Below are 23,833 nucleotides of genomic sequence, written 5' to 3'. Positions count from 1 at the left end.
GCACGCCGTCACTGCAGCTTGATGTCGGCCTTCTCGATCACGGTCTTCCAGCGCGCCTGCTCGGTCTGGATCTGCGCGGCGAACTCGGCCGGCGTATTGCCCAGCGGGAATGCGCCGGTCTCCTCCATCTTCGCCGCCGTGGCCGGGTCGCGCACGGCCTGGGCAAACGCCTGGGCCAGCTTGTCGCGTACCGCGTCCGGCAGACCGGCCGGCGCGACCACGCCATACCAGGCCGTCACGTCGTAATCGCGGTAGCCCTGTTCGGCGAAGGTGGGCACCTCGGGCAGACGCGGATTGCGCGCCGTGCCGGTGATGGCCAGCGGGCGCAGGTGGCCGCTCTTGACGTAGGGCAACGACGAGGGGAAGTTGTCGAAGATCACCGGAACCACGCCCGAGACAGTATCGGTCAGTGCCGGCGCCGAGCCGCGGTAGGCAATGCTGGTCATCTTGCCGCCAATCAGCTGCAGGAACCAGATCATGCCCAGGTCGTTGACGCCGCCGGCGCCCGCGTTGGCGTAGCCGTCGCGGCCCGGGTTGGCGCGCACGTGCGCCACGAACGCGCCGAGATCGGCCGCCGGGTACGAGGGATTGACGCTGAGGATGTTGGGGCTGGTCACCAGGTTGCTGACCGGGGTGAAGTCCTTGATCGGATCGTAGGCCAGGTTGGGAAACAGGTGCGGCGCCGTGCCGTGCGTGCTGACCGTGGCCAGGCCCAGCGTATAGCCGTCGGGCTTGGCCCGCGCGGTGGCGGTGATGCCGATGGTGCCGGCCGCGCCGGTCCGGTTCTCGACCACGATCTGCTGGCCGAGGATCTCGCCCGCCTTGGCCGCGGCCACGCGGCCGACGATATCGGTCGGGCCGCCGGCCGGGAACGGCACGATCAGCGTGATCGGACGCTCGGGAAAATCGGCGTGCGCCGCGGGCACCGCGGCCATCAAGGCCAGGACGGCCAGGGTCTTGCGCATGGGATGTCTCCGTTTCAAGTGTCGATGCGTAGGAAAAAAAGCCGGCGCGCTCAGGCGCCGGCGCGCAGTACCTGGCCTGGACGGCTATCGGCGGGGGACTGCGGGAAGACTTCGGCGCCATTGACCAGCACGCCGGCGATGCCGACCGAGGCCAGCGTCGGCTCGTCCCAGGTGGCGCGGTCGGCCACCGTATCGGGATCGAACACCACGACGTCCGCCCAGGCGCCCAGCTGCAGCACGCCGCGGCCGGCAAAGCCGAACACGCGCGCCGGCAGCGCGGTCATCTTGGCCACCGCCTGCTCCAGCGTCATCAACTGGGCTTCGCGTACATAACGGCCCAGCACGCGGGTAAAGCTGCCCCACAGGCGCGGGTGAGGGCGGGCATCATTGGGCAGGCCGTCCGAGCCCACCATGCAACAGGGATGCTGGAAGATGCGCTTGACCTCGTCCTCGTCCATGGCGAAATAGATCGCGCCCGCAGGCGCCAGGCGGCGCGCCGCGGTGGTCTTGTCGCACCCCCAGCGCGCGGCGATATCGGCCAGGTACTCGCCACTGCATTCCGGGTGCGGCGTGGACCAGGTGATGCGGATGTCGTCGATGGTCTCGGCGCGCTCGGGAATCAGGATGGTGGAGCTTCCCGGGTAGGGATAGATATCCAGCGCCACCTCCACGCCCTGCTCGCGCGCGCGGTCGATATTGGCCAGGGTGGCGCGGCTGCGCCCCCAGTTCTGCGGCATCATGCATTTGTGATGCGACACCACCGTGGCGCAACCGGTGCCGCGCCCTATCGCCAGCACCTCCTCGACGGCCGCCTCGACGCCGTCGGCCTCGTTGCGGATGTGGCTGGTATGCAAGCGCTGTCGCTCGGCCGCCACCCGCGCCAGCCCTTCGAGCTCGGCCGCCTGCGCCACCGCGCCGGGCTGGTAGGCCAGCCCGGTGCTGAAACCCACCGCGCCGGCCTCGAGCGCCGCTTGCAGCATGTCCTGCATGGCCTGCTGCTCGGCCGCCGTGGGCGCGGCCTGCGGATCCCGCATCGCCGCCAGCCGCAAGTTGGCATGCCCGACCAGCGCGGCGACGTTGATCATGGGCCGCTGCGCGTCGAGCGCGGCGAAATAGGCCGGCACATCGGCAAAAAGCGGCGTCTCGCCCAGCAGCGCCAGCGCCGCGGCGGTGTTGCCCGGCAGCGGCGCGGGCGCGGCGCTCACGCCGCAGTTGCCCACCACCACCGTGGTGATGCCCTGGCTGGTCTTCCAGCGCAAGTCCGGCTTCTCGACGAACATCAGGTCATCGTGGCCGTGCACATCGATGAAGCCCGGCGCCACGATCTTGCCGCTGGCGTCCCAGGCGCGGCGCGCCGGATGCGCGCCCAGCTCGCCGATCGCCACGACGCGGCCGTCGCGCACGCCCAGGTCGGCGCGGCGGCGCGGCGCGCCCGTGCCGTCGATGATCCAGCCGCCAGTAATCTTGAAATCGAGCCTGTCCGCGTTCTGCATGTCCACCCCTTGCGGGCCTGTCCCAAACCTTGGAAGGGTCCAGTATCATCGCAAACATCGATCATGAAAAATTGTTTTACTTTATCCATCTATCGTAATTTGCAATGAATCGCCTGCCCAAGCACGTCACGCTCAAGCATCTGACCGCCTTCGTGGCCGTGGCCCAGGAAAGCAGCTTCACGCACGCGGCGCGCCGCCTGTTCCAGACCCAATCCTCGGTCACCACGCTGGTGCGGCAGCTGGAGACCGCGCTGGGCACCCAGCTGTTCGCGCGCACCAGCCGCAAGGTCCTGCTGAGCGCGGCCGGCCAGGACTTCCTGCCGCGCGTGATGCGCCTGCTGGCCGATTTCGACGGCGCGATCGAGGATGTGGTGCGCTACGGCGCGCTGGAGCGCGGCCGCGTGAGCGTGGCGGCCGCGCCATCGGCCATCACCGAGTTGATCGCGCCGGCGGCGGCCGACTTCGCACGGCGCCACCCCGCCATCCGCCTGTACCTGCGCGACGACAATTCCGGGCGCATCCAGCGGCAGGTGGCCGCGCAGGAGGTCGACTTCGGCCTGACCAGCCGCTGGGCCGACGCGCCGGGGCTGGCGTTCGACCCCTTGCTGGAAGACCGGTTCGGCGTGCTCTACCGGGCCGACGACACAAGCATCCAGCCGGGCCGCGACGGCCACGTGCGATGGGAGCACCTGAGCCATCGCAAACTGGTGGGGGTCGTGGATGAAACCGGCATCATGGCGCTGCTGCGCGCGCGCGCCGATCTGCCGATCGAAGCGGCGGCGCCGTTCTACGAAGCCTCCAGCACCACCTCGCAGGCGGCGCTGGTCAAGGCGGGCCTGGGCGTGGCCCTGCTGCCGGCGCTGGCGGCCGAACGGGTGCGCGAGCCGGGCCTGGCCTTCGCCCTGCTGGCGCGTCCCACCGTGATGCGCACGCTATGCATCATCGGCCACCAGGAGCAGGCGCTCAGCCCGGCCGCCGCGGCGCTCATCGACACGCTGCGCGCCTATGTGCGGCAGGCCGCCCTGCCGGCGGGCTGCCGTCCGGCCAGCCGCAACAGCCGCGCCTGAAAACCCTGCCCCTATCCCCGCCGATCGCGCAGGTACTGGTCCAGGGCCTCCAGGCCGGCGGCAAACACGCCCTCGCCCACCAGGCGGGCCACCTCGTCCCGGTTCGCGCCGGCCACCACGTCGAAATCGGCCCACCATTGCGCAAACGTGCCGCCACCCTCGGTGACCGGGCACAAGTCCACGCCGGCGACGTAATCGCGCATGGGCAAGTCGGTTTCGATGATGGCGTAGCGCAGCGACCGCCCGGCATCGTCGAGCATCAGCAGACGCTCGCGTACATAGCCCGACGGATTGAGCGACAGGAAGCGCACCGTGCCCGGCGCGTCGGCGCGCCCGCCCTCTTCCAGGCGGCTGTCGGCCACGCCCGGATGCCAGACCGACAGGCCGTTGAAATCGCGCAGATGCGGCCACACCCGCTCGATGGGCGCGGCGATGACACGGCTGACATACACCAGATGACTCATGAACGGTCTCCGCGGCCGTAGCCGCCTGCTTGCACATCCCGGCGCGGGCCGGCGGCCCCGCCGGTCCTCAGAAACTCAGCTGCTTGAACGCGCGCGTCGTCGCCGTCAGCGCCTGTTCGGCGGGCAGGCGCTCCATCGAGCTGGCGCCGTAGAAACCGTGGCAGTGCTTGCAGCGCTGCAGCACATAGGCGGCGTCCTGCGGCGTGGCGATCGGCCCGCCGTGGCAAAGCACGATCACGTTGCCGCGTTCGGCCAGCGCCGCGGCGGCGATCGCGTCGATGCGCGCCACGCAATCATCCAGCGACAGCGCCGTCTCCGCGCCGATATTGCCGCCCGTGGTCAGCCCCATGTGCGCCACCACGATGTCGGCGCCGGCGGCGGTCATCGCACGCGCCTGGTCCGGATCGAAGACATAGGGCGTGGTCAGCATGCCCTTGGCGTGCGCCAGGCGGATCATCTCGACCTCCAGGCCGTAGCCCATGCCGGTTTCCTCCAGATTGGCGCGGAACGTGCCGTCGATCAGGCCTACCGTGGGAAAGTTCTGCACGCCGGAGAAACCGGCCGTGGCGAGCTCGTCGAGAAAGGCGTCGAAATTGCAGAACGGATCGGTGCCATTGACCCCGGCCAGCACCGGCGTGTGCTGCACGACCGGCAGCACTTCGCGCGCCATGTCCAGCACGATGTCGTTGGCGTTGCCATAGGCCAGCAGCCCGGCCAGCGAGCCGCGCCCGGCCATGCGGTAGCGGCCCGAGTTGTAGATGACGATCAGGTCGATACCGCCGGCCTCTTCGCACTTCGCCGACAGGCCCGTGCCCGCGCCGCCGCCCACGATGGGCTGGCGCCGGCGCACCATGTCGTGGAACTTGTCGAGCAGGGCCGAGCGCTCAAAACGCGGCATGGCAATACCTCATTGGCTGATTTCTTGAAACTGCTCGACCGCGGCGCGGGCGAACAGCGGATCATTGATATGGCAAGGCACTCGCACCAGGCGGCGCCTGTCGGTCTGGCGCACATGGTCGTACAGGGCCTGGAACAGCGCCGCGTCGGCGGCCTCGTCGTGAAACGCCTGCCCAGGCGCGTCCAGCGCCGACACCCCGCCCTCCGGAATCAGGAAACGCACCTGGCCTTCGCAGCGGTTCAGGCGCTCGGCGATCCACGCGCCTTGCCGGGCGTTTTCCTGCGCCGTGGTGCGCATCAGCGTCACCTGCGGATTGTGCGGGTAGAACAGGCGCTCGCGGCAGGCCGCCGGCACCGTGTCCATCGCGCCAAAGTTGACCATGTCCAGCGCGCCGCACGATCCCACGTAAGGCACGCCGCTGCGCGCGATGGCGCCGAAGCGGTCGTCGGTGCAGGCCAGCACGCCGCCGAACAGGAAGTCGCAGACTTCGGTCGTGGTGAGATCCAGCACGCCTGCCAGCAGCCCGCTGTCGGCCAGCTTTTCCATCGATTGGCCGCCCGTTCCGGTGGCGTGGAACACCAGGCAATCGTAGCGGTCGTGCAGCGCGGCCGTCACATGCTGCACGCATGGCGTGGTCACCCCGAACATGGTGATGCCCACGGCCGGCCGGCCATCGTCGGCGACAGGCTGGCGCGCCTGGCGGAATGCGCCCGCGATGGCGCCCGCGGCATTGGCCAGCACGCGCCGCGAAATGCGGTTCAGGCCCGCCACGTCGGTCACCGAGTACATCATGGCAATGTCCGACGGCCCGACATATGGCGCCACATTGCCCGAGGCCATGGTCGAGACCATCAGCTTGGGCACCCCGACCGGCAACGCGCGCATCGCAGGCGTAATCAGCGCCGTGCCGCCCGAGCCGCCGATGCCCAGCACCGCGCCGACATCGCGCTGGCCGACCAGGTAGCGTTCGAAAGCCAGCGCCATCGCGGCGATGGCGCTGCCACGCTCGCCCGTGAAAACGGCCTGCGCCCCCTGCGGGTGACAGGCCGCCACCTCCTGGGCCGACACCATGGCCGGCGATCCCTGGCCGCCGGTCGCCACATCGACCGTCACCACCATGACGCCGTCGCGGCGCAGCAACTGCCGCAGGTACTCCGCCTCCTCGCCCTTGGTGTCGTAGGTGGCGGCCAGGTAAATCCGCTGTTCAATCTCTTGCATGGCTCCTCCGCTGGGCGAGCTACACTTGATGGACCCCGGTGTCCCCGGCAGACAGTACGCCAGGAAAAATGAGACGAAAGAATCATATTGAGACGAGTGTCTCACGTCAATCCGCTGGGACGGCCGACATGGCCGCAACGCAGACGGTACCCGAATCAGGACAGCTTATCGCGCCGGCCAGTCCGCAGGCCGCGCTCAGCGGCGAGCCCCCGCACGGCCCGCGAGCCCGCATGCGCAAGGCCTTGCTCGATACCGCCCAGCGCTTGATGGCCCAGGGCATCACCCCCTCGGTGGCCGAACTGGCGGAAGCCGCGGCGGTCTCGCGCGCCACCGCCTACCGCTACTTTCCCAGCCAGAGCGCGCTGATCGCCGCGGTGGTGGACCAGAGCCTGGGCCCCATCCTGCAATGGCGGGCGCAATCGGATGACGCGGCCGAACGCATCGACGAACTGCTGCGCTTTGCCTATCCGCGCCTGCAACAGCATGAAGCCTCGCTGCGCGCGGCCATCATGCTGTCGCTGCAGCAATACGCCGAAGCCAGCGCCGGACATAACCCCGATACGCCGCGCCTGGTGCGCGGCCATCGGGTCGATACCCTCAAATATGTCACGGCTCCGCTGGCCGGCCAGCTCGAGCCCGCCGCGCACCAGCGCGTCATGCGCGCCTTGTCCTTGTTATACGGCACGGAAGTCTTCCTGATACTCAAGGATATCTGGCACCTGGAACTGGACGACATCGTGGACGTCGTGACATGGACCGCGCAGGCCATCGTCCGTCAGGCCAAGCAGGAAGCCGGCATTGCGCCGACTTCCGGCAAGTCGCAGGCCCGGCGCAAGCGCAACGCGCCTGCATGAGCGTCGCGCCCTGTGGTCCTGCCCCGCATGAGGCTGAACGCTGAGGCAGGGTGTGCCTGCCCCCGCCGGGACGGATACCGTCCTGGCGGCCAAGCGTTCATGGCGTAGAACGGTGTGCCTGTCCCAGTCGGGACAGGCACACGGCGCAAGCGCCCGCTACCAGGTGTAGCGATAGCCGATGTGGAAGGTCCACGGCATGGTCTGGCGGCTGCCCTTGGCGTACTCGTACGAGCCATACAGGCTGCCGTGCCGGCCCAGCTGCGCGGCCACCCCCACGTCCAGTTCCACGCGCCCGCCATCGAGCCGGCTCTTGTGGCGTATGCCGTTGGTGCGCACCGTGTTCTTGCCGTCGAACTCCTGCAGCCAGCTCAGCTTCGCGTACGGCTGCACCACGCGCCCATCGCCCAGGTCGAACTGCCGCCCCACGTGCAGCCCCGCCCGCCCCAGCAACGAGGTCAGCCCGCCGTCCTTGACGCGCAAATCCTTGCCCGCGCTATAGCTGCCGCCTTGCGCATGGAACACCGCCATCTCCAGTTGCGGCTCCACGTACCAGGCATCGGCCCACGTGAAGCGCCGGCCCAGCTCCAGCGACGCGCCCACGCCATTGGCCCGGTACCTGCCCCGCGCGCGCCGGCCCTTGGCATCGGGCGCCTTGAACGCATGCGCATAGCGCGCCACCCGCACGATGCCGTCGAGATAGAACCCGCCATCCTCGATGTAGGTCGCGTAAGCCCCCACGTGCGCGCTGTCGCCCTCGCCCGTGGCGCCGCCGCCGAACTTCAGCTTGCCGTGGCTGTAGCCGGCCACCGCGCCCACGTGCCAGCGCCCCTCGGCCGCCGCCAGCGCCGTGTCCGCGCCCACTTCGAAGCCGCCCACGGTCTGGCGCAATTCCCGCGCCGCGCCGTTGTCCAGCTTCTGCCGCTGCGCGAAGGCCCGACCCCACACCCCGCCCGCCGCCGGCGTCAGGCGCAACTCGCCCATGCGCTTGCCCAGCGCGTTCATCTCGGCCTGCCACAGGCCTTGCGCCGCGCTCGCCGTGCCCAGCGCCGCGTCGGCCGTCGGCGTCAGCGTGCGCGTGCCCGGCAGGTACACCGCGTCGCCGGCCGGCCGCGCGGGCTGGACGGCCGGCGGCTCGGCTGCAGGCGGCTCGGCCGGCTCCGGCATCACCGGCGGCGCTTCGGGCCCCGCTTGCGGTGGCGCCGCCGGCGGCGCTTCGGGTTGGCCGGAAGGCGGGCTGGGCCTGGCCGGGGGCGCCAGCCATTTATCGAGGTCCTTGCGATACTCCTGCGCCGCCTTGTCCGGATCCGGCTCGACGGGCGGCTTGGACCCGGGCGCCAGCCATTTTTCGAGACCCGCACGGATTTCGTCGAGCGTCTTGCCAGGTTCGGGCGGATTGCGCTTTTCCGCCCCCGGCACCAGCCACTTGCCGGGCCCCTCGTCCGGCGTTGCGCCGATTTTTTCGGCCGTCTTGCCGGGCTTGGAGGGGCTGCGCTTTGCGGCATCCGGCGCCAGCCAGCTGCCGAGGTCCTGCTGCAGGATCCCGCTGATCACGCGATCGCCGCCTGAAGCAGGCGGCGGATGTGGCAAGGCATCGGGCGACGGCATGGCAGGCGTGCCGGGCGATGAGCCGCTCACGGACGCCGCTGGCGAGCCGGAGGGACTGCCGGGCCGGACCGGGGCAGGCCTGCTCGACGGCGCCAGCCATTGATCCAGGCCGCCGGCGCTCAGCGAGCCGAAGCCTGCCATGCCCGTGGCCGCTGCCTGTTTTCCCGGCGGCGTGGCCTCGGGCGCCTTCCGGCTGGGCGGGGCCAGCCACTGGCGCAGGTCGGCCTGGCCCGCGCCCGCGGCCCAGGCAGGCGCCGCGCATATCGCGCCCGAGCCCGCCAACGCGGCGAGCCGCCAACGCCAGCAATGGCGCCAAGAAGCCGGGACGCGATGCACGCGCCGATCGATGCGCACGCCATGCGATTTTCGATGGACGAACATAAGCTAAGACCTGTCTTACGCACACCCACATGAATGAGCATGCCGTTTATCAAGATTGATTCGTACGCTTGCGAAAATGAAAACACTCGACTAAGCATTTCCATACACACGCGCACAACCAAGTCTCCTATCGGCATCACCCATCCGGCCATAGGCCGGTTGTTCGCGAACGGTGTCGCATCGGCCTTTCTTCGCACTGAAGCCACCGCAAGGCCACCCTGAAATCGCGATACGAGCGAACAGAAAAAACCCCTGGTCCAATGGAGCCAGGGGTTGGGAGACCGGGCGCCGCGCGTGGCGGCGCCTGTCGGCGGCGTTACTGCAAGGTGCGCGTGAAAACGAACTTGCCGTCCTGCCAGTCGACCGGCACGACATCGCGCGGTCCGAACACGCCTTCGAGAATCAGCTTGGCGACCGGGTTCTCGATCTGCTGCTGGATGGCTCGCTTGAGCGGTCGGGCGCCGAACACCGGGTCGAAGCCCGAGCGGGCGATTTCCGCCAGCGCCGCGTCGGACACGTCCAGGCGCATCTCCTGCTTCTCGAGGCGCTCGCCCAGCCGCTTGAGCTGGATCCGGGCGATGGACTCGATATGCTGGGCCTCCAGGCCATGGAACACCACGACTTCATCGATACGGTTCAGGAACTCCGGGCGGAACGTATGCTTGAGCTCGTCCCACACGACTTCCTTGATGACCTCGTACGGCTTGCCCGCCATGCTTTGTATGTGCTGCGACCCAAGGTTGGATGTCATGACGATGACCGTATTGCGGAAGTCCACCGTACGCCCCTGGCCGTCGGTCAGGCGGCCGTCATCGAGCACCTGCAGCAGCACGTTGAACACATCGGGGTGCGCCTTCTCGACCTCGTCGAGCAATATCACGCTGTACGGCTTGCGGCGCACCGCCTCGGTCAGGTAGCCCCCTTCCTCGTAGCCCACGTATCCCGGCGGCGCGCCGATCAGCCGCGCCACGGAATGCTTCTCCATGAATTCGCTCATGTCGATGCGGATCATGTGCTCTTCGGAGTCGAACAGGAAGTCCGCCAGCGCGCGGGTCAGTTCCGTCTTGCCCACCCCGGTGGGCCCGAGGAACAGGAACGAACCGTAGGGACGCGACGGATCCGCCAGGCCCGCGCGCGAACGCCGGATGGCATCGGAAACCAGCCGCACGGCTTCATCCTGGCCCACGACGCGCTTGTGCAGGAAGTCCTCCATGCGCAGCAGCTTGTCGCGTTCGCCCTGCATCATCTTGGCCACCGGGATGCCGGTGGCGCGCGAGACGACCTCGGCGATTTCCTCGGCGCCCACCTGGGTGCGCAACAGGCGCGGCTTGCCGCTGTCGGATTCGCCGGCTTCGCGCTCGGCGCTGTCGGCGGCCTTCAGGCGCGCTTCGAGCTCGGGCAGCTTGCCGTACTGCAGCTCGGCCAGTTTGTCGAACTGGCCCTTGCGCTGCAGTTCGGCCATCTCGGCGCGCACGCGGTCGATCTCTTCCTTGATGGCCTGCGTGCCCTGCACGGCGGCCTTCTCGGCTTTCCAGATTTCCTCGTAGTCGTTGTATTCGCGCTGCAGCTTCTCCAGCTCTTCCTCGATCACGGCCAGGCGGCGCATGGAAGCATCGTCCGTTTCCTTCTTGACCGCTTCGCGCTCGATCTTGAGCTGGATGATGCGCCGGTCCAGGCGATCCATCACTTCCGGCTTGGAATCGATCTCCATGCGGATGCGCGCGCCGGCCTCGTCGATCAGGTCGATCGCCTTGTCGGGCAGGAACCGGTCGGTAATGTAGCGGTGCGACAGCTCGGCCGCCGCCACGATGGCCGGATCGGTGATCTCGACGCCGTGGTGCAGCTCATAGCGCTCCTGCAGGCCGCGCAGGATGGCGATGGTGGACTCCACGTCGGGCTCGCCGACCAGCACCTTCTGGAAGCGGCGTTCGAGCGCGGCGTCCTTTTCGATGTACTTGCGGTATTCGTCCAGGGTGGTGGCGCCGATGCAATGCAGCTCGCCGCGCGCCAGCGCCGGCTTGAGCATGTTGCCGGCGTCCATGGCCCCTTCGGCCTTGCCCGCCCCGACCATGGTGTGCAGTTCGTCGATGAACACGATGTTCTGGCCGTCGTCCTGGGCCAGCTCCTTGAGCACGGCCTTCAGGCGTTCCTCGAACTCGCCGCGGAACTTGGCGCCGGCAAGCAGCGCCGCCAGGTCCAGCGACAGCACGCGCTTGCCGCGCAGCGTCTCGGGCACCTCGTCGTTGACGATGCGTTGCGCCAGCCCTTCGACGATGGCGGTCTTGCCGACGCCGGGTTCGCCGATCAGCACGGGGTTGTTCTTGGTGCGGCGCTGCAGGATCTGTATGGTGCGGCGGATTTCATCGTCGCGGCCGATGACCGGATCCAGCTTGCCCTGGCGGGCGCGCTCGGTGAGGTCCAGCGTGTACTTGGACAGCGCCTCGCGGTTGGATTCGCCTTCCGCGCCGGAGACATTCTCGCCGCCGCGCACGGCGTCGATGGCCGCTTCCAGGGCCTTCTTCTGCAGGCCCGCCTCGCGCAGGATGCGGCCGGCGTCGCCCTTGTCGTCGGCCAGCGCCAGCAGGAACAGCTCGCTGGCAATATAGGTGTCGCCGCGCCGCGCGGCCTCCTTGTCGGTGCGCACGAGCACGCTTTGCAACTCGCGCCCGACCTGGACGTTGTCGTCGCCCTGCACCTGCGGCAGGCCTTTGAGGGCGCTGTCGATGGCGGGCTGCAGGCGGTTGACGGCGACGCCGGCGCGCGCCAGCAGGCTGGCCGCGCCGCTGTCGGGGTCGCCCAGCAGGGCCGCCAGCACGTGGATGGGCTCGATATAGGGATGATCGTTACGGGCGGCCAGGCTTTGCGCGTCCGCCAGGGCCTGCTGGAACTTGGTGGTAAGTTTGTCGAATCGCATAATGTACGGTTAGCAGATGAGAGAGCCCGACCGGCGTCGCGGTCAGCCCGATGATCTGAAAATGCGGGCAATGCAGGCCATTTCAAGACCTTGCGCCCGCTCCTGTTGCCGTTATGACGACTTGCTCGTTACAACACCTTGTCCCGCCAGCATATACGCATTCCCCCAGGCCGCGCCATGCGGCCGCCCGGGCCGGCCCGGGCGCGCAATGTTGTAACCACTCGGTCAAGCTGCCGCGCGCCGTCCGGTCTACAATGTAACGATTCCTAGCGTGCCGGGCGCTCGCGGCGCACCGGCTCTCACGCATTGCCAGAGGTATCACATGCAAAGACGGGTTCCCCTTTCACCAGATGCGGCACACTGTTCCAGCTGCATGCTGGGGCACGTCTGCGTCCCCGTGGGCATGCCCGCCAACGAAGTCGAGAAACTCGACGAGCTCGTCAAGGAGCGCGTGCGCGTGGAGCGCGGCAAATCGCTCTACGAGCTCGACGATCCCCTGGACGCCGTCTATGGCGTGCGCTTCGGCTCGCTCAAGACGCAGCTCGAGGATTCCAGCGGCCAGCAGCAGATCACCGGCTTTCACCTGCCCGGCGAAATCGTCGGCCTGGACGGCATGCTCGAGGGCAAGCACGTCTCGAGCGCCGTCGCCCTTGAAGACTCCGAAGTCTGCGTCATACGCCTGCCGGAAATCGACCGCGTCTCGACCCAGCTGCCATCGCTGCAGCAGCAGTTCCGCCGCCTCATGAGCCGCGAGATCAGCCGCTCGCACCAGATGCTGGCGACAGTGGGCGCGATGCGCTCGGAACAGCGGCTGGCCGCGTTCCTGCTGAATCTGTCGCAGCGCTACGCGGCGCTTGGCTATTCATCGACCGAGTTCGTGCTGCGCATGAGCCGCGAGGAAATCGGCAACTACCTCGGCCTGACGCTGGAGACCGTAAGCCGATTATTCTCGCGCTTCGGCCGCGAGGGCTTGATCCGCATCAACCAACGCGAAGTCCGCCTGATCGATCTGCCCGGCCTGAAGCAGTTGATCGGCCAAGAGAGCTGTTGACCGGCAGGCCGCGGGCGCCCATGGTATCCGGCCTTTTCCGCATAGGCGCTCTGCTGGCCGCCGGGCTCGTGTGCGCAGGCGCATGGGCGCAGGACGCCGAGGCCGACCCCTACGGCGATCCCGTCGTGGCGCCGCGCGCCGCGCCGCCGCAGTGGAAACCGCTGCAGATCGGCCCGCCCGGGCACCGTTATGCCTTTCCCCTCTACAGCAGCAAGAACCTGGAACGCGATGACCTGCGCGGCATCCGGCGCCTGGTGATCGTCCTGCACGGGGTCAAGCGCAACGCGGCTTCCATCCATGGCACGGTCACGGCGCTGTTCGAGGCCAATCCCGAGCGCGCCGAGGATACGCTGGTCATCGCCCCCAAGTTCGCCAGCGCCATCGACGCGGGCTTTGCCGCCATGCCGGCCTGGCGCCGCGCCACCTGGGAAGACGGCGAGCTCAGCATGCAGGCCAGGGGACGCCCGGCGCCGGTCAGTTCGCTGCAGGTGCTCGACGACCTGTTGCGCGAGCTGAGCGATTCGTCCCGCCTGCCGGCCCTGCGCGACATCGTCCTGGCCGGCCATTCGGGCGGCGCGCAGCTGGTGCAGCGCTACGCGGTGCTCAACAGCCTGGACGAGACCCTGCGCCGCGAAGGCCTGACGCTGCACTACGTGGTCGCCAATCCGTCCTCGTACCTGTACCTGTCGCCGGAGCGCCCACGCGCCGACGGCAAGGGGTACGCCCCCTACGAACGCGGCATCTGCCCCACCTACAACCAATACAAGTACGGCCTGGACCACCTGCCCGCCTATGCGCGCGGCCTGGACCCGGCCAGGCTGCCGGCGCGCTATGCCGAGCGGCACGTCACCTATCTGCTGGGATCGGCCGACAACAACCCCGAGCATCAGCTGCTGGACAAGGGCTGCGGCGCCGAGGCGCAAGGCGCCACGCGGCTAACGCGGGGGCTGGGGTACTGGCGCTACGAAGCCGGCGTGCTGGCGCCGCGCCTGCCCAAGTCGGTGGCATGGCACCATGACGCCCAGGAGGTCGTGGACGCCGGCCATGACGCCGCGCAGATGTTCGGTTCCAGCTGCGGCGCGCGCGCCCTGCTGGGCGGCCGCAGCGCGCCGCTGCCCGACGGCCCGGCCTGCCTGCCCGCCCGGCGCTGAGCCGCGGCCCCTGCCCGGCCTGCCCCGGCCATCAGGCCCGCCTGGCGCCTGTCAGGGGCAACGAGGGCGGCGGTTTGGGCGGCAGGGGCGTCGCCCGCGGCGCCTCGATGGCCGCGGGCGCGAGCGCCTGCGCCACGCAAGGCAGGATCCAGCCCTGCGCCTTCTCGTCGGCGCTGACGCCCGGCCACTCGACCAGGTAGGCGACCTCGCCCGACACCAGGCGGCAAAGACAGGTGCGGCAGGTACCGTTGCGACAGGAGCTGGGCAACCGGATGCCGGCGCGCGCGGCAGCCCGCAGCAAGGACTCGCCGGGCCGCGCGCCGAACCGCCAGCCCTGCGGCCGGATCTCTACCTCGTGGTCTTCCGGGCTCATGCGGACTGCCAGTCCAGCGGCCACTCGCCGGCCAGCACATTCTGCAGCCACAGCACGCAGGTCAGGGTCTTGGCATCGGTGACGCGCCCTTCGCGGCAGGCTTGCAGCAGCTCGGGGACGGTCGCGCTGTGCACATCGAGGAATTCGTCTTCGTCCAGCTGTCGCGCGCCGGCCCGCAACTGGCGCGCGAAGAAAATGTGGATGATTTCGGTCGAATACGCGATAGCCAGGTGCAGCGCGCCGGCGCTGGCCCACTGGCCGGCCGTATAGCCGGTTTCCTCGAGCAGCTCGCGCCTGGCGCAAGCCAGCGGGTCTTCGCCCGGGTCCAGCTTGCCGGCCGGGAACTCGGTCATGACCTGGCCGATGGGGTAGCGGAACTGCCGCTCGAGCAGCACCCGTCCGTCATCGAGCAGCGGCACCACCACCACGGCGCCGGGATGCACGATGTATTCGCGCGTGGCGGCGCGGCCGCTGGGCAGGCGCACGGTGTCGCGGCGCGCCTTGAGGAACCCGCCATCGCACAGCGTTTCGCTGCTGATCAGGGTTTCGACGAGATGGGAGGAATCGGACGGATCGGCGCTCATGGCATGGGCTGGCATGCGCGCGGCCAACACGGCCACGCGGAAAAGGGCCAGCTTACCATCGCCGGCGCGGCGCCCAGGATCAGGCGCGCCCGCCGCGCAAGGGCTTGAGCAAGTCGCGCAGGCCGTTGTGATCCAGTTCGTGCATCAAGGCCAACAGGCGGCCGATCTCGCCGGCCGGAAAGCCGTTGCGCGCGAACCAGGCCAGATAATGGCCCGGCAGGTCGGCCATCAGGCGGCCCTTGTACTTGCCATAGGGCATTTCGCGCTCGACCAGCAGCGCCAGCAATTGTGGATTCATGGGCGCCGCCTGATGTACTCCGCCTCAGCCCGCCTGGCGGCGCGCTTCCAGCTCTTTCAGGCATTGCGCCACGCCGGCGCGCATCTGCTCGTTGGACACGGCGGCGCGGTCCGAGACTTCGCGGCAACGCTGGTACTCGCGCACGCTCTCGGGAGTGTCGCGAATGGGAGCGGCCGTGCTGCCGGGCGTCTCGGTGATGCGCAATGTCGAAGGCGGCGACTGGCTGCCATCCCTGGACGGCGCGCTGGGGTACTGGTACTGCTGCTGCACGGCCTGCGCCTGCGCCGCCGGGGCGGCGGCGCACAAGGCCGCCAGCAGGCCGGCGGCAAGAATGCGATGGGGTGTCTTCATGGTTACCTCGTGGCGATACGGTGCGCCGGGCTGCCGATGGCGGGCGCCCGACGGCTGCGCCTATGGTAGCCCGGCGCGGCCGCGCCCGCGCGTGCCAATCGGCAACAAGGGCAACAAGACCGCACGCCGGCCGGCGCCGCCCCGGCCTGCTCAACCGACCAACCGGGCCAGGTGCGCCAGCTTGTCGGGGTTGCGCATGATGTAGACGCGGACGATGCGCCCGCCGCATATGCCCAGCGAAATCGTGCGCGGCAACCCGTCGCGCTCGATGCCATAAATGGCCGGCATGCCGTTGAGCTGCACGATGCGCACCGACGACAGATCGCTCTGGCCCTTGCGCGCCAGGCCGGCGAAGGCGCGCAGGATGCTGGCGCGGCCCAGGATGGGGCGCATGAACGCCAGCTTCTTGCCGCCGCCGTCGCTGTGCAGCACCGCGTCGTCGGCCAGCAACTGCCGCAGGACGTCCACGTCGCCATGCCGCGCGGCGTCGATGAAGGCGCGCGCCAGCCGGACGCCTTCGCTTTCCTCCACGGCAAAGCGCGGCCGCGACTCGCGCACGCGGTTGCGGGCGCGCGCGGCCAACTGGCGGCAGCCTGCCTCGGTGCGCCCCAGCGTGCCCGCGATTTCGGAAAACGGCACATCGAACACATCGTGCAGCAGGAAGGCGGCCCGCTCGGATGCGGACAGCCGCTCCAGCGCCAGCATCAGCGCCACCGACACATCGTGCGCGATCTCGCCCGGGGCCGCGCCGGCATAGGCCTGCGCGTCGGGCAGGGGCTCGGGCAGCCAGGGACCGACATAGACCTGGCGGCGCACGCGCGCCGACTTGAGCACATCCAGGCACAGGCGGGTCGCGATGCGCGAGAGAAACGCCCGCGCATCGTCCAGCGTGGCCGGATCGACCTCGCGCCAGCGCAGCCAGGTTTCCTGCACGACGTCCTCGGCCTCGGACCAGGAGCCCAGCATCCGGTATGCCAGCCCGTACAGGTGGCGCCGGTGCGGCTCGAAATCGTCCGCGCGCGGCGTATCGGTCGTAAGGGCGGCGGTTTTACTCATTGACGGGATGCAGGCTGCGGAACCCCACGGCGATGCGGTTCCACGCGTTGATGGTATTGATGGCCATCGTCAGGTTAACCCGTTCCAGCTCGTCGAAGTGGGCCGCCAGTTCGGCATAGTCCGCGTCGGGCGCCCGTGTTTGCGCCAGCAGGGTGAGCGCTTCGGTCCAGGCCAGCGCGGCGCGCTCGCGCGGCGTATACAGCGGCGATTCGCGCCAGGCGTTGAGCAGTTGCAGGCGCAGCTCGCTCTCGCCCTGCTTGCGCGCCTCGGTATAGTGCATGTTCAGGCAGAATGCGCAGCCATTGAGCTGCGAGGCGCGCATCTTCACCAGTTCGAGCAGGCTGTGCTCCAGTCCGCAATCGTTGACGTACGACTGCAGGGCCATCAGGGCCTGCATGGTCCGGGGCGCGACGGTATAGGGGTTCATGCGGGGCTTCATTGCGGTTCCTCGAATCGACGGCCGCCCGGGGCGGGCAGCCATGCGGACAAGACGAGCCAGCCCCCGCCCGTGTGACACGCCGGAGCGCCAAAGATGAAACAAGACGTTTCATCTCGGTCGCGGCGGCGCCGTCCTATTGCGCGCGCCAGGGGGCTGGCATCCAATATCCGGTTACCCCGCCCGCCTCGATGAAGTCTTATGGTTGGGCCTGGCCCGCACAAGGAGAACGTCTTGAAAACCCTGCTACCCGTCCTCGCGCTTACCGCCCTGCTGTCGGCCTGCAATGCGAACGCCCCATCGGACACGCCCGAAGGCGCGCCGCCGCCCGATACGCACACCTCGCGCAATTCGCTGGACTGGCAAGGCACGTACCAGGGCGTGCTGCCGTGCGCCGACTGCCCCGGCATCCGCACGGTGCTGACCCTGCGCGCCGACAACACCTACCAGCTGCAGACCCAGTACCTGGAACGCCAGCCACGCCCGGACACGGTGCAAGGCAATTTCGGCTGGCTGACGGGCGACAACGCCATCGAACTGGACAGCGCGGGCGATCACTACCGCTACCAGGTCGGCGAAAACCAGCTGACCATGATGTCGCAGGACGGCAGCCTGCCCAGCGGCCCCCTGGCCGAGCACTACGTGCTCAAGCGCAGCCAGTGAATATGGGTCAGGCGTCGCCGCCGCCCGCCGCCTCGGGATGGCGCGCGCGCCAGGCGCGCAGCGCAGCCTGGTAGCGCTCGCGCGCCTCGTCGTAGAGGTCGTAGACACACGGAATGCAACCGCTTTGGCAGCAATCGGAGGGCTCGGGCGGCTCCGGCGGCTCCGGCTTGGGGTCGTCGGCCACAGCCTGGTCGGGAAGTCTTTGCATATCCCTAGGATACGCCATGCGCCGTGGCGCTATGCCTGTGCGTCCAGGGCGGTTGCGCCGATCCAGTGGCCGCTGAGCAGCGGCCCGAGACAACGCGCGGCGGCGACCCGCGCCGAATCGGGCCAGGCGTCGACGCGCACGCGCAGCCCGGCGTATACGCCATGCCCTTCGCCAGCCTCGATGCGCCCGCCCGCCTCCAGGCCTTCGCCCGAACGGATCGCCCCGTCGGCCACGATGTCGTGGCCGGCGATCATGCCCCACCCCGTTTCCACATGGCCGCCGGCCAGGATGGAGCCGCCGGCCTGGATGCCGCTGACCACGTTGATGTCGTATTCGGCCTGTACGTCCTGCCCCGCGCGAATGCCTTGCTCGCACTTCAGGATGCCGCCGCTGACCACCGCGTCGCCCGCCCGGATGGGCCCGGCCACGCTCAGGTCGCCTCCGGTGCGGATGTCCCAGCCTGCGCGCAGCTGTCCGCCCGCCGTCAGGCGCTTGCCCACCTGGACACCCCACGTGGTCTGGATATCGCCGCCGGCCTGGACGTCGCCGTCGCAGACGATGCTGCCGCGCGCGTCGATGCCTTCGCCGGCCTGCACCAGCGTGCCGGCGCGAATGCCGGCGCCGCAGACGATATTGCGGCCCGCGCGCAGCACCCCGTCGACGGTGATCCCGCGCCGCACCGTCACGGTGCCGGCGAACACCAGCGCCGGCGCGTCCAGCGTATCCAGGTTCAGCACCTGGTCGGTGGGGCCGAACTGGTCGATCAGCCACATGGCGTCGTCGATGCGGCCGGCCGCCACCAGCGCGTCGAGCACGGGCTGGTACTCGCCATGGCCGTTGTGGTCGCGCAGGAACCACCGGTATCCGGCCGTGCAGGGGTTCTTGGCTTTGACGAAGTTCTTGGTAAGTTGCATAACGCTATCGGACAGGACGAGACAAGGCGCGCCACGCAGGCTCGAGGCCGGTCCGGCCCGCGCATCCGGCAGGGATGCGCGCGGGCGGGCGGGCCGGGCCGCCGCGTGGCGCAATGCGCCGCCGCGGGCGGTGTGGCGGGAAAATGGCGTGCTTGTCTGCTCAGCCGGGTTTGGCGCGCGCATAAGCCGAGCGCGCGGCCACTTCGTACGAGGCCAGCAGCATGGCCCGGCGTGCGAGGTCGAGCGCGTCGATGGCGCCCAGGCCATGCGCCGCCCGCGGCGCGCAACGCTGCGCCCACCAGCGGGCGGGCCCGGCGGGAAGCGTGGTGCGGCTGGCAGGAGCTGTGGCGTTCATGACCGTCGATAGCAAGCGGCGCGCCTGCTCCAGCCCTTTCGGGAACAGTACGCGCCGACCAAAAGAAGACCGCCTCGACAGGCGGTCGCGCCCATACTACCAGCCCGGGCGGCGGCGTCAAGCCACCTGGCGGGGCTCGCCGCGGCGTCACGAATAAGGGTTTACCCTTATCCCACACATCCACGAATTAAATTCGTGCATGGCGTGGAATTTATATCGTTTTGAGGAATGTGCATCGGCGTCTTGTAATGCAAGCCTGTTCCGTGACGTATCTGGTTCCATTCCCATGAGTTCTATCGGTTTCCGTATTCTTCCCCCGCCCGAGCCGCCCGCGGCCGATGAGGTGCTGGCTGGCTTCGCCCAGATCGGCACGGCCCAGATCAGCGATTGCATGGGCCGCCTGTACGGCGCGCAGGGCCTGCGCCCGCTGCATGCCGGCGCTGCCCGCATCGTCGGCCGCGCCATCACGGTCAAGACCCGCCCGGGCGACAACCTGATGATCCACAAGGCCATTTCGCTGGCCGGGCCGGGCGACGTGATCGTCGTCGATGGCGCCGGCGAGACGGCCAACGCCCTGGTGGGCGAACTGATGATGATGGACGCGCGCTCGCGCGGCGTGGTTGCCTTCGTCGTCGACGGGGCGGTGCGTGACCTGGATGTGTTCCAGCAAGGCGGGTTCGGCTGCTTTGCCCGCGCCGTGTCGCACAAGGGACCCTACAAGGACGGCCCCGGCGAGATCAACGTGCCGGTGAGCATAGGCGGCCAGGTCGTGGCGGCCGGCGATGTCATCGTGGGCGACGCCGACGGGGTGGTTGCCGTACCGCTGGCCCAGGCCGGGGAAGTCCTGGCGGCGGCCCGCAAGAAAGAGGACGCGGAGCTGCTGGCCAAGGAAAAGCTGCGCGCCGGCACCTACGCCAAGCCCTGGGTGGACCGCCTCATCGCCGAGAAGACGGGGGGCGCGCAGTGAGCATCGTCGCCGACAAGATCAAGCGCATCAAACTGTCGCCCAGTGTGGCCACGCGCGCCATCGTGGCCCAGCTGCGCGAGGAAGGCCGCCGCGTCATCGACCTGACGGTGGGCGAACCGGACTTCTCCACCCCCGCGCATATCTGCGAGGCCGCCATCGCGGCCATGCAGCGCGGCGAAACCAAGTATCCGCCGGCCCAGGGGACGATGGCGCTGCGCAAGGCGGTGCGCGCCCGGCTGCGGGAAGAAACCGGCGTCGACTACCCCGAAGGCCGCATCATCGTGGGCACCGGCGCCAAGCAGGTGCTCTACAACGGCCTGGCCGCCACGCTGAACGAGGGCGACGAGGTCATCATTCCGGCCCCCTACTGGGTGTCGTACCCCGACATGGTGCTGGTCAACGGCGGCGTGCCCGTGGCGGTGACCGCGACGCCGGCCACCCAGTACAAGCTGACGCCGCAGGCGCTGGAGGCGGCCATCACGCCACGCACCAAGTGGCTGATGATGAACGCGCCCAGCAACCCCACCGGCGCCATCTACACCGCCGACGAATGGCGCGGCCTGGCCGAGGTGCTGCGCCGCCACCCGCACGTCTGGCTCATGACCGACGACATCTACGCACGGCTGAACTTCACCGCGACGCCGACGGTGCATCCGCTGCAGGTGGCGCCCGAACTGGCCGAGCGCACGCTGGTGGTCAACGGCGTGTCCAAGGCCTATGCGATGACGGGCTGGCGCATCGGTTATGGTGCGGGTCCGGAGGCGTTGATCAAGGCCATGGCCATCCTGCAATCGCAGAGCACCTCCGGCGCCTGCTCGATCAGCCAGGCGGCGGCGCGCGAAGCGTTGGCCGGCCCCCAGGATTGCGTGGCCGAGTTCGCCCGCACCTTCAAGGCCCGGCGCGACGCCGCGGTGGCGGCCCTGCAGGGCGCGCCCGGCCTGTCCGTGGTGATGCCCGAGGGGGCCTTCTACGTGTTCCCGGACTGCGCCGGCGTGCTGGGCAAGACCACGCCCGACGGCCGCGTCCTGGAGACGGACACCGACTTCGTGCACTACCTGCTGCGCGAAGCCGGCGTGGCGGTGATCGACGGCACGCCGTATGGCGTGCCCGGCACCTTCCGGCTTTCTTTCGCAGCGGCGCTGGAGGATATCCAGCAAGGCTGCGCGGCCATCCGCGCGGCGTGCGAACGCCTGGCCTGAGCGCAACCCGATCGGCGGCGGGCCCGCGCCCGCCGCGGCTTTTTCGACAACCAACAAGGGGATCGATGATGAAACGCAATGTTCTTGCCGTGCTGACGATAAGCCTGCTCGGCCTGGCCGGCCCGGCCCACGCCGACCAGCTCGACGATATCAAGGCGCGCGGCGAATTGCTGTGCGGCACGCTGGGCACCTCCCAGCCGTTCAGCTACCAGGACGCCGCCACCCGCACCGTGGTGGGCTACGACGTGGACATGTGCAAGCTGGTGGCCGACAAGCTGGGCGTGAAGGTCAACTACAAGCTGCTGTCGGTGGCCGCGCGCGTGCCCGAACTCAACGAAAGCCGCGTGGACATCCTGGCCGCCAACCTGGGCTACTCGCCCGAGCGGGCCGAGCAGATCGCCTTCAGCCACACCTATTACGTCAGCCCGCAGAAGCTGCTGGTGCGCAAGGACTCGAACCTGCAGACCATCGAGTCGGTCAACGGCCGCCGCGTGGCCGCCACCAAGGGTTCCAGCTCGGAGCGCGAGATCAAGCGCATCCTGGACAAGTCGCAGGTGATCGGTTTCACCGACAGCTCGGCCTCCTACCTGGCCCTGCAGCAGAAGAAGGTCGACGCGCAATTCGCCTCGGAACTGGTGCTGGTGCGTCTGATGCTGCAAAGCCCGCCCACCGCGCCCGTCTCGATCATCGACAAGGCGGTGTTCGACGAACCCTGGGGCCTGGGCATGCGCAAGTCCGAAACCCGCTTCATCGCCAAGGTGAACGAGATCCTGGACCAGGCCGAAGCCTCCGGCGAGGCGCAGCGCCTGTTCGAGAAGTGGTTCGGCGCGCAGACCCCGTACAAGCTGGAGCGCTCGTTCAAGATCGGGCCCATCGCGGGATGACGCCCCGGCGCGCCGGCCGCCGCCCGGGCCTTGGCGCGCCACCCTGCCGCGGCGTGCGCCCCCTCCCCGGCGCCGCCGCGCAGTCATTTCCGGAGTTCTACGCGTGTTTTTCCTAGACGCCCATTATCTGTCCCAGCTCGCCGATGGCATGATGACCACGGTGCAGCTGTTCCTGGTGGCCTGGGTGCTGGCCTTCACACTGGCCGTGCTGCTGGTCGTGATACGCACCACCAACCTGGCGCCGTGCCGCTGGTTCGTGGACGCCTATGTCGAATACCACCGCAACGTGCCGCTGCTGGTGCAGGTGCTGTTCTGGTACTTCGGCATGCCCGAGCTGCTGCCCGAAGGCGTGCGCGGCTGGCTCTACCAGCACAACGCGGAGCTCTCGCTGGCCGCCATCGCGCTGGGCCTGGGCTCGGCCGCCTATATCGCCGAAGACATACGCAGCGGCCTGCGCGCGATCCCCGGCACCCAGTTCGAAGCCGCCCGCGCCCTGGGCTCGTCGTACCTGCAATGCATGCGCCACGTCATCGTGCCGCAGGCGCTGCGCATTTCGATCCCGCCGCTGGTCGGCCGGGCCCTGCTGCTGTTCAAGAACACCAGCGTGGCCATGGCGATCGGCGTGGTCGAGCTGACCTACCAGGCGCGCGAGATCGAGAACGAGACCTACCGCACCTTCGCCACCTTCGGCGCCGCCACTCTCATGTACCTGCTCGGTTCGTTCCTGCTGATGTTCATCGGCTCGCGCGTGTACGCCCGCTACAGCATTGGAAGCGGAGGCCGCCGTGCTTGATATCCTGCATGACTACTGGCCCATGCTGCTGGTGGGCCAATACCCCAACGGCCCGCTGGGCGGCCTGGCGCTCACGCTGATACTGGCGCTGCTGGGCCTGCTGCTGTCGATGCCGCTGGCCCTGCTGATCGCCATCGCCCGGGTCAGCCCGTTTCGCGGCCTGCGGGTGGCCAGCCGCCTGCTGGTCAATACCGTGCGCGGCATGCCGTTGCTGATGCTGATCTTCTGGGCCTACTTCGCCGTGCCCAAGCTGACCGGCGGAAGCATCAGCGGCTTCTGGACCCTGGTCACCGCGCTGGTGATCTACGAAAGCGCCTATCTGTCCGAGGTCATCCGCTCCGGCATCGAGGCCATTCCCAAGGGCCAGATCGAAGCGTCGCGCTCGCTGGGCGTGGGCTACTGGACGACCATGCGCAAAGTGGTATTGCCGCAGGCGCTGTTCAACGTGCTGCCCAGCATGACCAGCCAGTTCGTCTCCACCATCAAGGAGACCTCGCTGGGCTATGTGATCAGCGTCAACGAGCTGACCTTCGCGGCCAACCAGGTCAACAACCTGGTGCTGACCCAGCCGCTGCAGGTGTTCGGCATCCTGGCCATTATTTACTTCCTGGTGTGTTTCAGCCTGAGCCGCAGCGTGGCCTGGCTGGACAACTGGGTGCGCCGCAGCCGCAGCATGGCGTGACGGCGGGAG

At 68.9% G+C, this 23,833-nt stretch carries 26 protein-coding genes; 10 read left to right on the top strand and 16 right to left on the bottom strand.

All coding sequences use genetic code 11. The features are described from left to right. Positions 1-8: 8 nt before the first annotated feature. A complete protein-coding gene (locus CAL11_RS07985) occupies positions 9-965 on the bottom strand; it encodes a tripartite tricarboxylate transporter substrate binding protein BugE (protein ID WP_086092610.1) in 957 nt (318 codons plus the stop codon). 50 nt (positions 966-1,015) lie between these two features. Next, positions 1,016-2,458 (bottom strand): N-acyl-D-glutamate deacylase, encoded by a 1,443-nt coding sequence (locus tag CAL11_RS07980; RefSeq protein ID WP_086092609.1) that lies wholly within the window; start codon positions 2,456-2,458, stop codon positions 1,016-1,018. A 104-nt stretch (positions 2,459-2,562) separates the two neighbouring features. Between CAL11_RS07980 and CAL11_RS07975 the strand changes: the two genes are divergently transcribed. Further along, positions 2,563-3,525 carry a LysR family transcriptional regulator gene (locus CAL11_RS07975; protein ID WP_033465881.1) on the top strand — a complete coding sequence of 321 codons (963 nt, stop codon included), beginning with the start codon at positions 2,563-2,565 and terminating at the stop codon, positions 3,523-3,525. A gap of 11 nt (positions 3,526-3,536) precedes the next feature. On the opposite strand, the gene CAL11_RS07970 is transcribed toward CAL11_RS07975, so the two are convergent. From CAL11_RS07970 to CAL11_RS07960, 3 genes are all read right to left on the bottom strand, one after another. Next, a complete protein-coding gene (locus CAL11_RS07970; RefSeq protein WP_086092608.1) occupies positions 3,537-3,989 on the bottom strand; it encodes an SRPBCC family protein in 453 nt (150 codons plus the stop codon). 67 nt (positions 3,990-4,056) lie between these two features. Beyond that, positions 4,057-4,887: a phosphoenolpyruvate hydrolase family protein gene (locus CAL11_RS07965; RefSeq protein WP_086092607.1), complete on the bottom strand. Its 831-nt coding sequence runs from the start codon at positions 4,885-4,887 to the stop codon at positions 4,057-4,059. Between the two features lie 9 nt (positions 4,888-4,896). Next, complete coding sequence (locus CAL11_RS07960; RefSeq protein ID WP_086092606.1) at positions 4,897-6,105, bottom strand: Tm-1-like ATP-binding domain-containing protein; 1,209 nt, start codon at positions 6,103-6,105, stop codon at positions 4,897-4,899. A gap of 128 nt (positions 6,106-6,233) precedes the next feature. Here CAL11_RS07960 and CAL11_RS07955 point away from each other — a divergent pair, with 128 nt between their 5' ends. Beyond that, on the top strand, positions 6,234-6,959 hold the full coding sequence (locus CAL11_RS07955; RefSeq protein WP_050458167.1) for a TetR family transcriptional regulator: 726 nt from the start codon (positions 6,234-6,236) through the stop codon (positions 6,957-6,959). A gap of 156 nt (positions 6,960-7,115) precedes the next feature. On the opposite strand, the gene CAL11_RS07950 is transcribed toward CAL11_RS07955, so the two are convergent. Continuing rightward, on the bottom strand, positions 7,116-8,945 hold the full coding sequence (locus CAL11_RS07950) for an autotransporter outer membrane beta-barrel domain-containing protein (protein ID WP_086092605.1): 1,830 nt from the start codon (positions 8,943-8,945) through the stop codon (positions 7,116-7,118). Positions 8,946-9,261: 316 nt separating this feature from the next. Then, the gene (gene clpB / locus CAL11_RS07945; protein WP_068925744.1) at positions 9,262-11,859 is read right to left on the bottom strand and encodes an ATP-dependent chaperone ClpB; all 2,598 of its coding nucleotides are present in this window, start codon (positions 11,857-11,859) and stop codon (positions 9,262-9,264) included. Between the two features lie 322 nt (positions 11,860-12,181). Here clpB and btr point away from each other — a divergent pair, with 322 nt between their 5' ends. Together btr and CAL11_RS07935 are read left to right on the top strand one after the other, a co-directional pair. Then, positions 12,182-12,910: an oxygen-responsive transcriptional regulator Btr gene (gene btr, locus CAL11_RS07940; protein ID WP_033461900.1), complete on the top strand. Its 729-nt coding sequence runs from the start codon at positions 12,182-12,184 to the stop codon at positions 12,908-12,910. Beyond that, positions 12,907-14,061 carry a hypothetical protein gene (locus CAL11_RS07935; RefSeq protein ID WP_033461902.1) on the top strand — a complete coding sequence of 385 codons (1,155 nt, stop codon included), beginning with the start codon at positions 12,907-12,909 and terminating at the stop codon, positions 14,059-14,061. The genes btr and CAL11_RS07935 overlap by 4 nt, the downstream gene beginning before the upstream one ends. A 31-nt stretch (positions 14,062-14,092) precedes the next feature. Here CAL11_RS07935 and CAL11_RS07930 read toward each other — a convergent pair whose 3' ends face one another. The 6 genes from CAL11_RS07930 to CAL11_RS07905 all read right to left on the bottom strand — a co-directional run bounded on the left by CAL11_RS07930 (position 14,093) and on the right by CAL11_RS07905 (position 17,162). Further along, complete coding sequence (locus CAL11_RS07930; protein WP_086092604.1) at positions 14,093-14,434, bottom strand: 2Fe-2S iron-sulfur cluster-binding protein; 342 nt, start codon at positions 14,432-14,434, stop codon at positions 14,093-14,095. Continuing rightward, positions 14,431-15,048, bottom strand: a complete 618-nt coding sequence (locus CAL11_RS07925; RefSeq protein WP_080699689.1) for an NUDIX domain-containing protein — start codon at positions 15,046-15,048, stop codon at positions 14,431-14,433. The genes CAL11_RS07930 and CAL11_RS07925 overlap by 4 nt, the downstream gene beginning before the upstream one ends. Before the next feature lie 49 nt (positions 15,049-15,097). Then, a complete protein-coding gene (locus tag CAL11_RS07920; RefSeq protein ID WP_003810443.1) occupies positions 15,098-15,316 on the bottom strand; it encodes a DUF3820 family protein in 219 nt (72 codons plus the stop codon). A gap of 24 nt (positions 15,317-15,340) precedes the next feature. Beyond that, on the bottom strand, positions 15,341-15,667 hold the full coding sequence (locus tag CAL11_RS07915) for a hypothetical protein (RefSeq protein ID WP_086092603.1): 327 nt from the start codon (positions 15,665-15,667) through the stop codon (positions 15,341-15,343). 150 nt (positions 15,668-15,817) lie between these two features. After that, positions 15,818-16,723 (bottom strand): sigma-70 family RNA polymerase sigma factor, encoded by a 906-nt coding sequence (locus CAL11_RS07910; RefSeq protein ID WP_086092602.1) that lies wholly within the window; start codon positions 16,721-16,723, stop codon positions 15,818-15,820. Continuing rightward, positions 16,716-17,162, bottom strand: coding sequence for a carboxymuconolactone decarboxylase family protein (locus CAL11_RS07905; RefSeq protein WP_033461911.1), 447 nt, complete (start codon positions 17,160-17,162; stop codon positions 16,716-16,718). The genes CAL11_RS07910 and CAL11_RS07905 overlap by 8 nt, the downstream gene beginning before the upstream one ends. Positions 17,163-17,393: 231 nt before the next feature. Here CAL11_RS07905 and CAL11_RS07900 point away from each other — a divergent pair, with 231 nt between their 5' ends. After that, a complete protein-coding gene (locus CAL11_RS07900) occupies positions 17,394-17,822 on the top strand; it encodes a copper resistance protein NlpE (RefSeq protein ID WP_086092601.1) in 429 nt (142 codons plus the stop codon). Positions 17,823-17,829: 7 nt separating this feature from the next. Here the strand turns inward: CAL11_RS07900 and CAL11_RS07895 are convergent, their stop codons facing one another. The 3 genes from CAL11_RS07895 to CAL11_RS07885 all read right to left on the bottom strand — a co-directional run bounded on the left by CAL11_RS07895 (position 17,830) and on the right by CAL11_RS07885 (position 19,299). After that, a complete protein-coding gene (locus CAL11_RS07895) occupies positions 17,830-18,048 on the bottom strand; it encodes an oxidoreductase-like domain-containing protein (protein WP_050458063.1) in 219 nt (72 codons plus the stop codon). An 11-nt stretch (positions 18,049-18,059) separates the two neighbouring features. Continuing rightward, on the bottom strand, positions 18,060-18,944 hold the full coding sequence (locus CAL11_RS07890; RefSeq protein ID WP_086092600.1) for a hypothetical protein: 885 nt from the start codon (positions 18,942-18,944) through the stop codon (positions 18,060-18,062). 160 nt (positions 18,945-19,104) lie between these two features. Next, positions 19,105-19,299: a hypothetical protein gene (locus tag CAL11_RS07885; protein ID WP_033461918.1), complete on the bottom strand. Its 195-nt coding sequence runs from the start codon at positions 19,297-19,299 to the stop codon at positions 19,105-19,107. Positions 19,300-19,585: 286 nt separating this feature from the next. Here CAL11_RS07885 and CAL11_RS07880 point away from each other — a divergent pair, with 286 nt between their 5' ends. From CAL11_RS07880 to CAL11_RS07860, 5 genes are all read left to right on the top strand, one after another. Beyond that, entirely contained in the window at positions 19,586-20,266 is a 681-nt protein-coding gene (locus CAL11_RS07880) for an RraA family protein (RefSeq protein ID WP_086092599.1), read from the top strand. Then, the gene (locus CAL11_RS07875) at positions 20,263-21,465 is read left to right on the top strand and encodes an aminotransferase class I/II-fold pyridoxal phosphate-dependent enzyme (RefSeq protein WP_004568591.1); all 1,203 of its coding nucleotides are present in this window, start codon (positions 20,263-20,265) and stop codon (positions 21,463-21,465) included. The genes CAL11_RS07880 and CAL11_RS07875 overlap by 4 nt, the downstream gene beginning before the upstream one ends. 65 nt (positions 21,466-21,530) lie before the next feature. After that, the gene (locus CAL11_RS07870) at positions 21,531-22,349 is read left to right on the top strand and encodes an ABC transporter substrate-binding protein (protein WP_080699691.1); all 819 of its coding nucleotides are present in this window, start codon (positions 21,531-21,533) and stop codon (positions 22,347-22,349) included. A gap of 103 nt (positions 22,350-22,452) precedes the next feature. Next, positions 22,453-23,142 (top strand): amino acid ABC transporter permease, encoded by a 690-nt coding sequence (locus tag CAL11_RS07865; protein WP_033461923.1) that lies wholly within the window; start codon positions 22,453-22,455, stop codon positions 23,140-23,142. Further along, on the top strand, positions 23,135-23,824 hold the full coding sequence (locus CAL11_RS07860; protein WP_033461987.1) for an amino acid ABC transporter permease: 690 nt from the start codon (positions 23,135-23,137) through the stop codon (positions 23,822-23,824). The genes CAL11_RS07865 and CAL11_RS07860 overlap by 8 nt, the downstream gene beginning before the upstream one ends. Positions 23,825-23,833: the final 9 nt, after the last annotated feature.

Origin of the sequence: Bordetella genomosp. 6, assembly GCF_002119705.1 — a bacterium.
Taxonomy (GTDB): Bacteria; Pseudomonadota; Gammaproteobacteria; order Burkholderiales; family Burkholderiaceae_B; genus Bordetella; species Bordetella bronchiseptica_F.
The sequence above is the reverse complement of the archived record's forward strand: the minus strand, read 5'-3'. Positions and strand labels throughout refer to the sequence as shown.

Excerpts from the sequence above, each read along its gene's own strand:
- CAL11_RS07985 (WP_086092610.1), bottom strand. The coding sequence starts at position 965 with ATGCGCAAGACCCTGGCCGTCCTGGCCTTGATGGCCGCGGTGCCCGCG.
- CAL11_RS07980 (WP_086092609.1), bottom strand. The coding sequence starts at position 2,458 with ATGCAGAACGCGGACAGGCTCGATTTCAAGATTACTGGCGGCTGGATC.
- CAL11_RS07975 (WP_033465881.1), top strand. The coding sequence starts at position 2,563 with ATGAATCGCCTGCCCAAGCACGTCACGCTCAAGCATCTGACCGCCTTC.
- CAL11_RS07970 (WP_086092608.1), bottom strand. The coding sequence starts at position 3,989 with ATGAGTCATCTGGTGTATGTCAGCCGTGTCATCGCCGCGCCCATCGAG.
- CAL11_RS07965 (WP_086092607.1), bottom strand. The coding sequence starts at position 4,887 with ATGCCGCGTTTTGAGCGCTCGGCCCTGCTCGACAAGTTCCACGACATG.
- CAL11_RS07960 (WP_086092606.1), bottom strand. The coding sequence starts at position 6,105 with ATGCAAGAGATTGAACAGCGGATTTACCTGGCCGCCACCTACGACACC.
- CAL11_RS07955 (WP_050458167.1), top strand. The coding sequence starts at position 6,234 with ATGGCCGCAACGCAGACGGTACCCGAATCAGGACAGCTTATCGCGCCG.
- CAL11_RS07950 (WP_086092605.1), bottom strand. The coding sequence starts at position 8,945 with ATGTTCGTCCATCGAAAATCGCATGGCGTGCGCATCGATCGGCGCGTG.
- clpB (WP_068925744.1), bottom strand. The coding sequence starts at position 11,859 with ATGCGATTCGACAAACTTACCACCAAGTTCCAGCAGGCCCTGGCGGAC.
- btr (WP_033461900.1), top strand. The coding sequence starts at position 12,182 with ATGCAAAGACGGGTTCCCCTTTCACCAGATGCGGCACACTGTTCCAGC.
- CAL11_RS07930 (WP_086092604.1), bottom strand. The coding sequence starts at position 14,434 with ATGAGCCCGGAAGACCACGAGGTAGAGATCCGGCCGCAGGGCTGGCGG.
- CAL11_RS07920 (WP_003810443.1), bottom strand. The coding sequence starts at position 15,316 with ATGAATCCACAATTGCTGGCGCTGCTGGTCGAGCGCGAAATGCCCTAT.
- CAL11_RS07915 (WP_086092603.1), bottom strand. The coding sequence starts at position 15,667 with ATGAAGACACCCCATCGCATTCTTGCCGCCGGCCTGCTGGCGGCCTTG.
- CAL11_RS07910 (WP_086092602.1), bottom strand. The coding sequence starts at position 16,723 with ATGAGTAAAACCGCCGCCCTTACGACCGATACGCCGCGCGCGGACGAT.
- CAL11_RS07905 (WP_033461911.1), bottom strand. The coding sequence starts at position 17,162 with ATGAAGCCCCGCATGAACCCCTATACCGTCGCGCCCCGGACCATGCAG.
- CAL11_RS07895 (WP_050458063.1), bottom strand. The coding sequence starts at position 18,048 with ATGGCGTATCCTAGGGATATGCAAAGACTTCCCGACCAGGCTGTGGCC.
- CAL11_RS07890 (WP_086092600.1), bottom strand. The coding sequence starts at position 18,944 with ATGCAACTTACCAAGAACTTCGTCAAAGCCAAGAACCCCTGCACGGCC.
- CAL11_RS07885 (WP_033461918.1), bottom strand. The coding sequence starts at position 19,299 with ATGAACGCCACAGCTCCTGCCAGCCGCACCACGCTTCCCGCCGGGCCC.
- CAL11_RS07880 (WP_086092599.1), top strand. The coding sequence starts at position 19,586 with ATGAGTTCTATCGGTTTCCGTATTCTTCCCCCGCCCGAGCCGCCCGCG.
- CAL11_RS07870 (WP_080699691.1), top strand. The coding sequence starts at position 21,531 with ATGATGAAACGCAATGTTCTTGCCGTGCTGACGATAAGCCTGCTCGGC.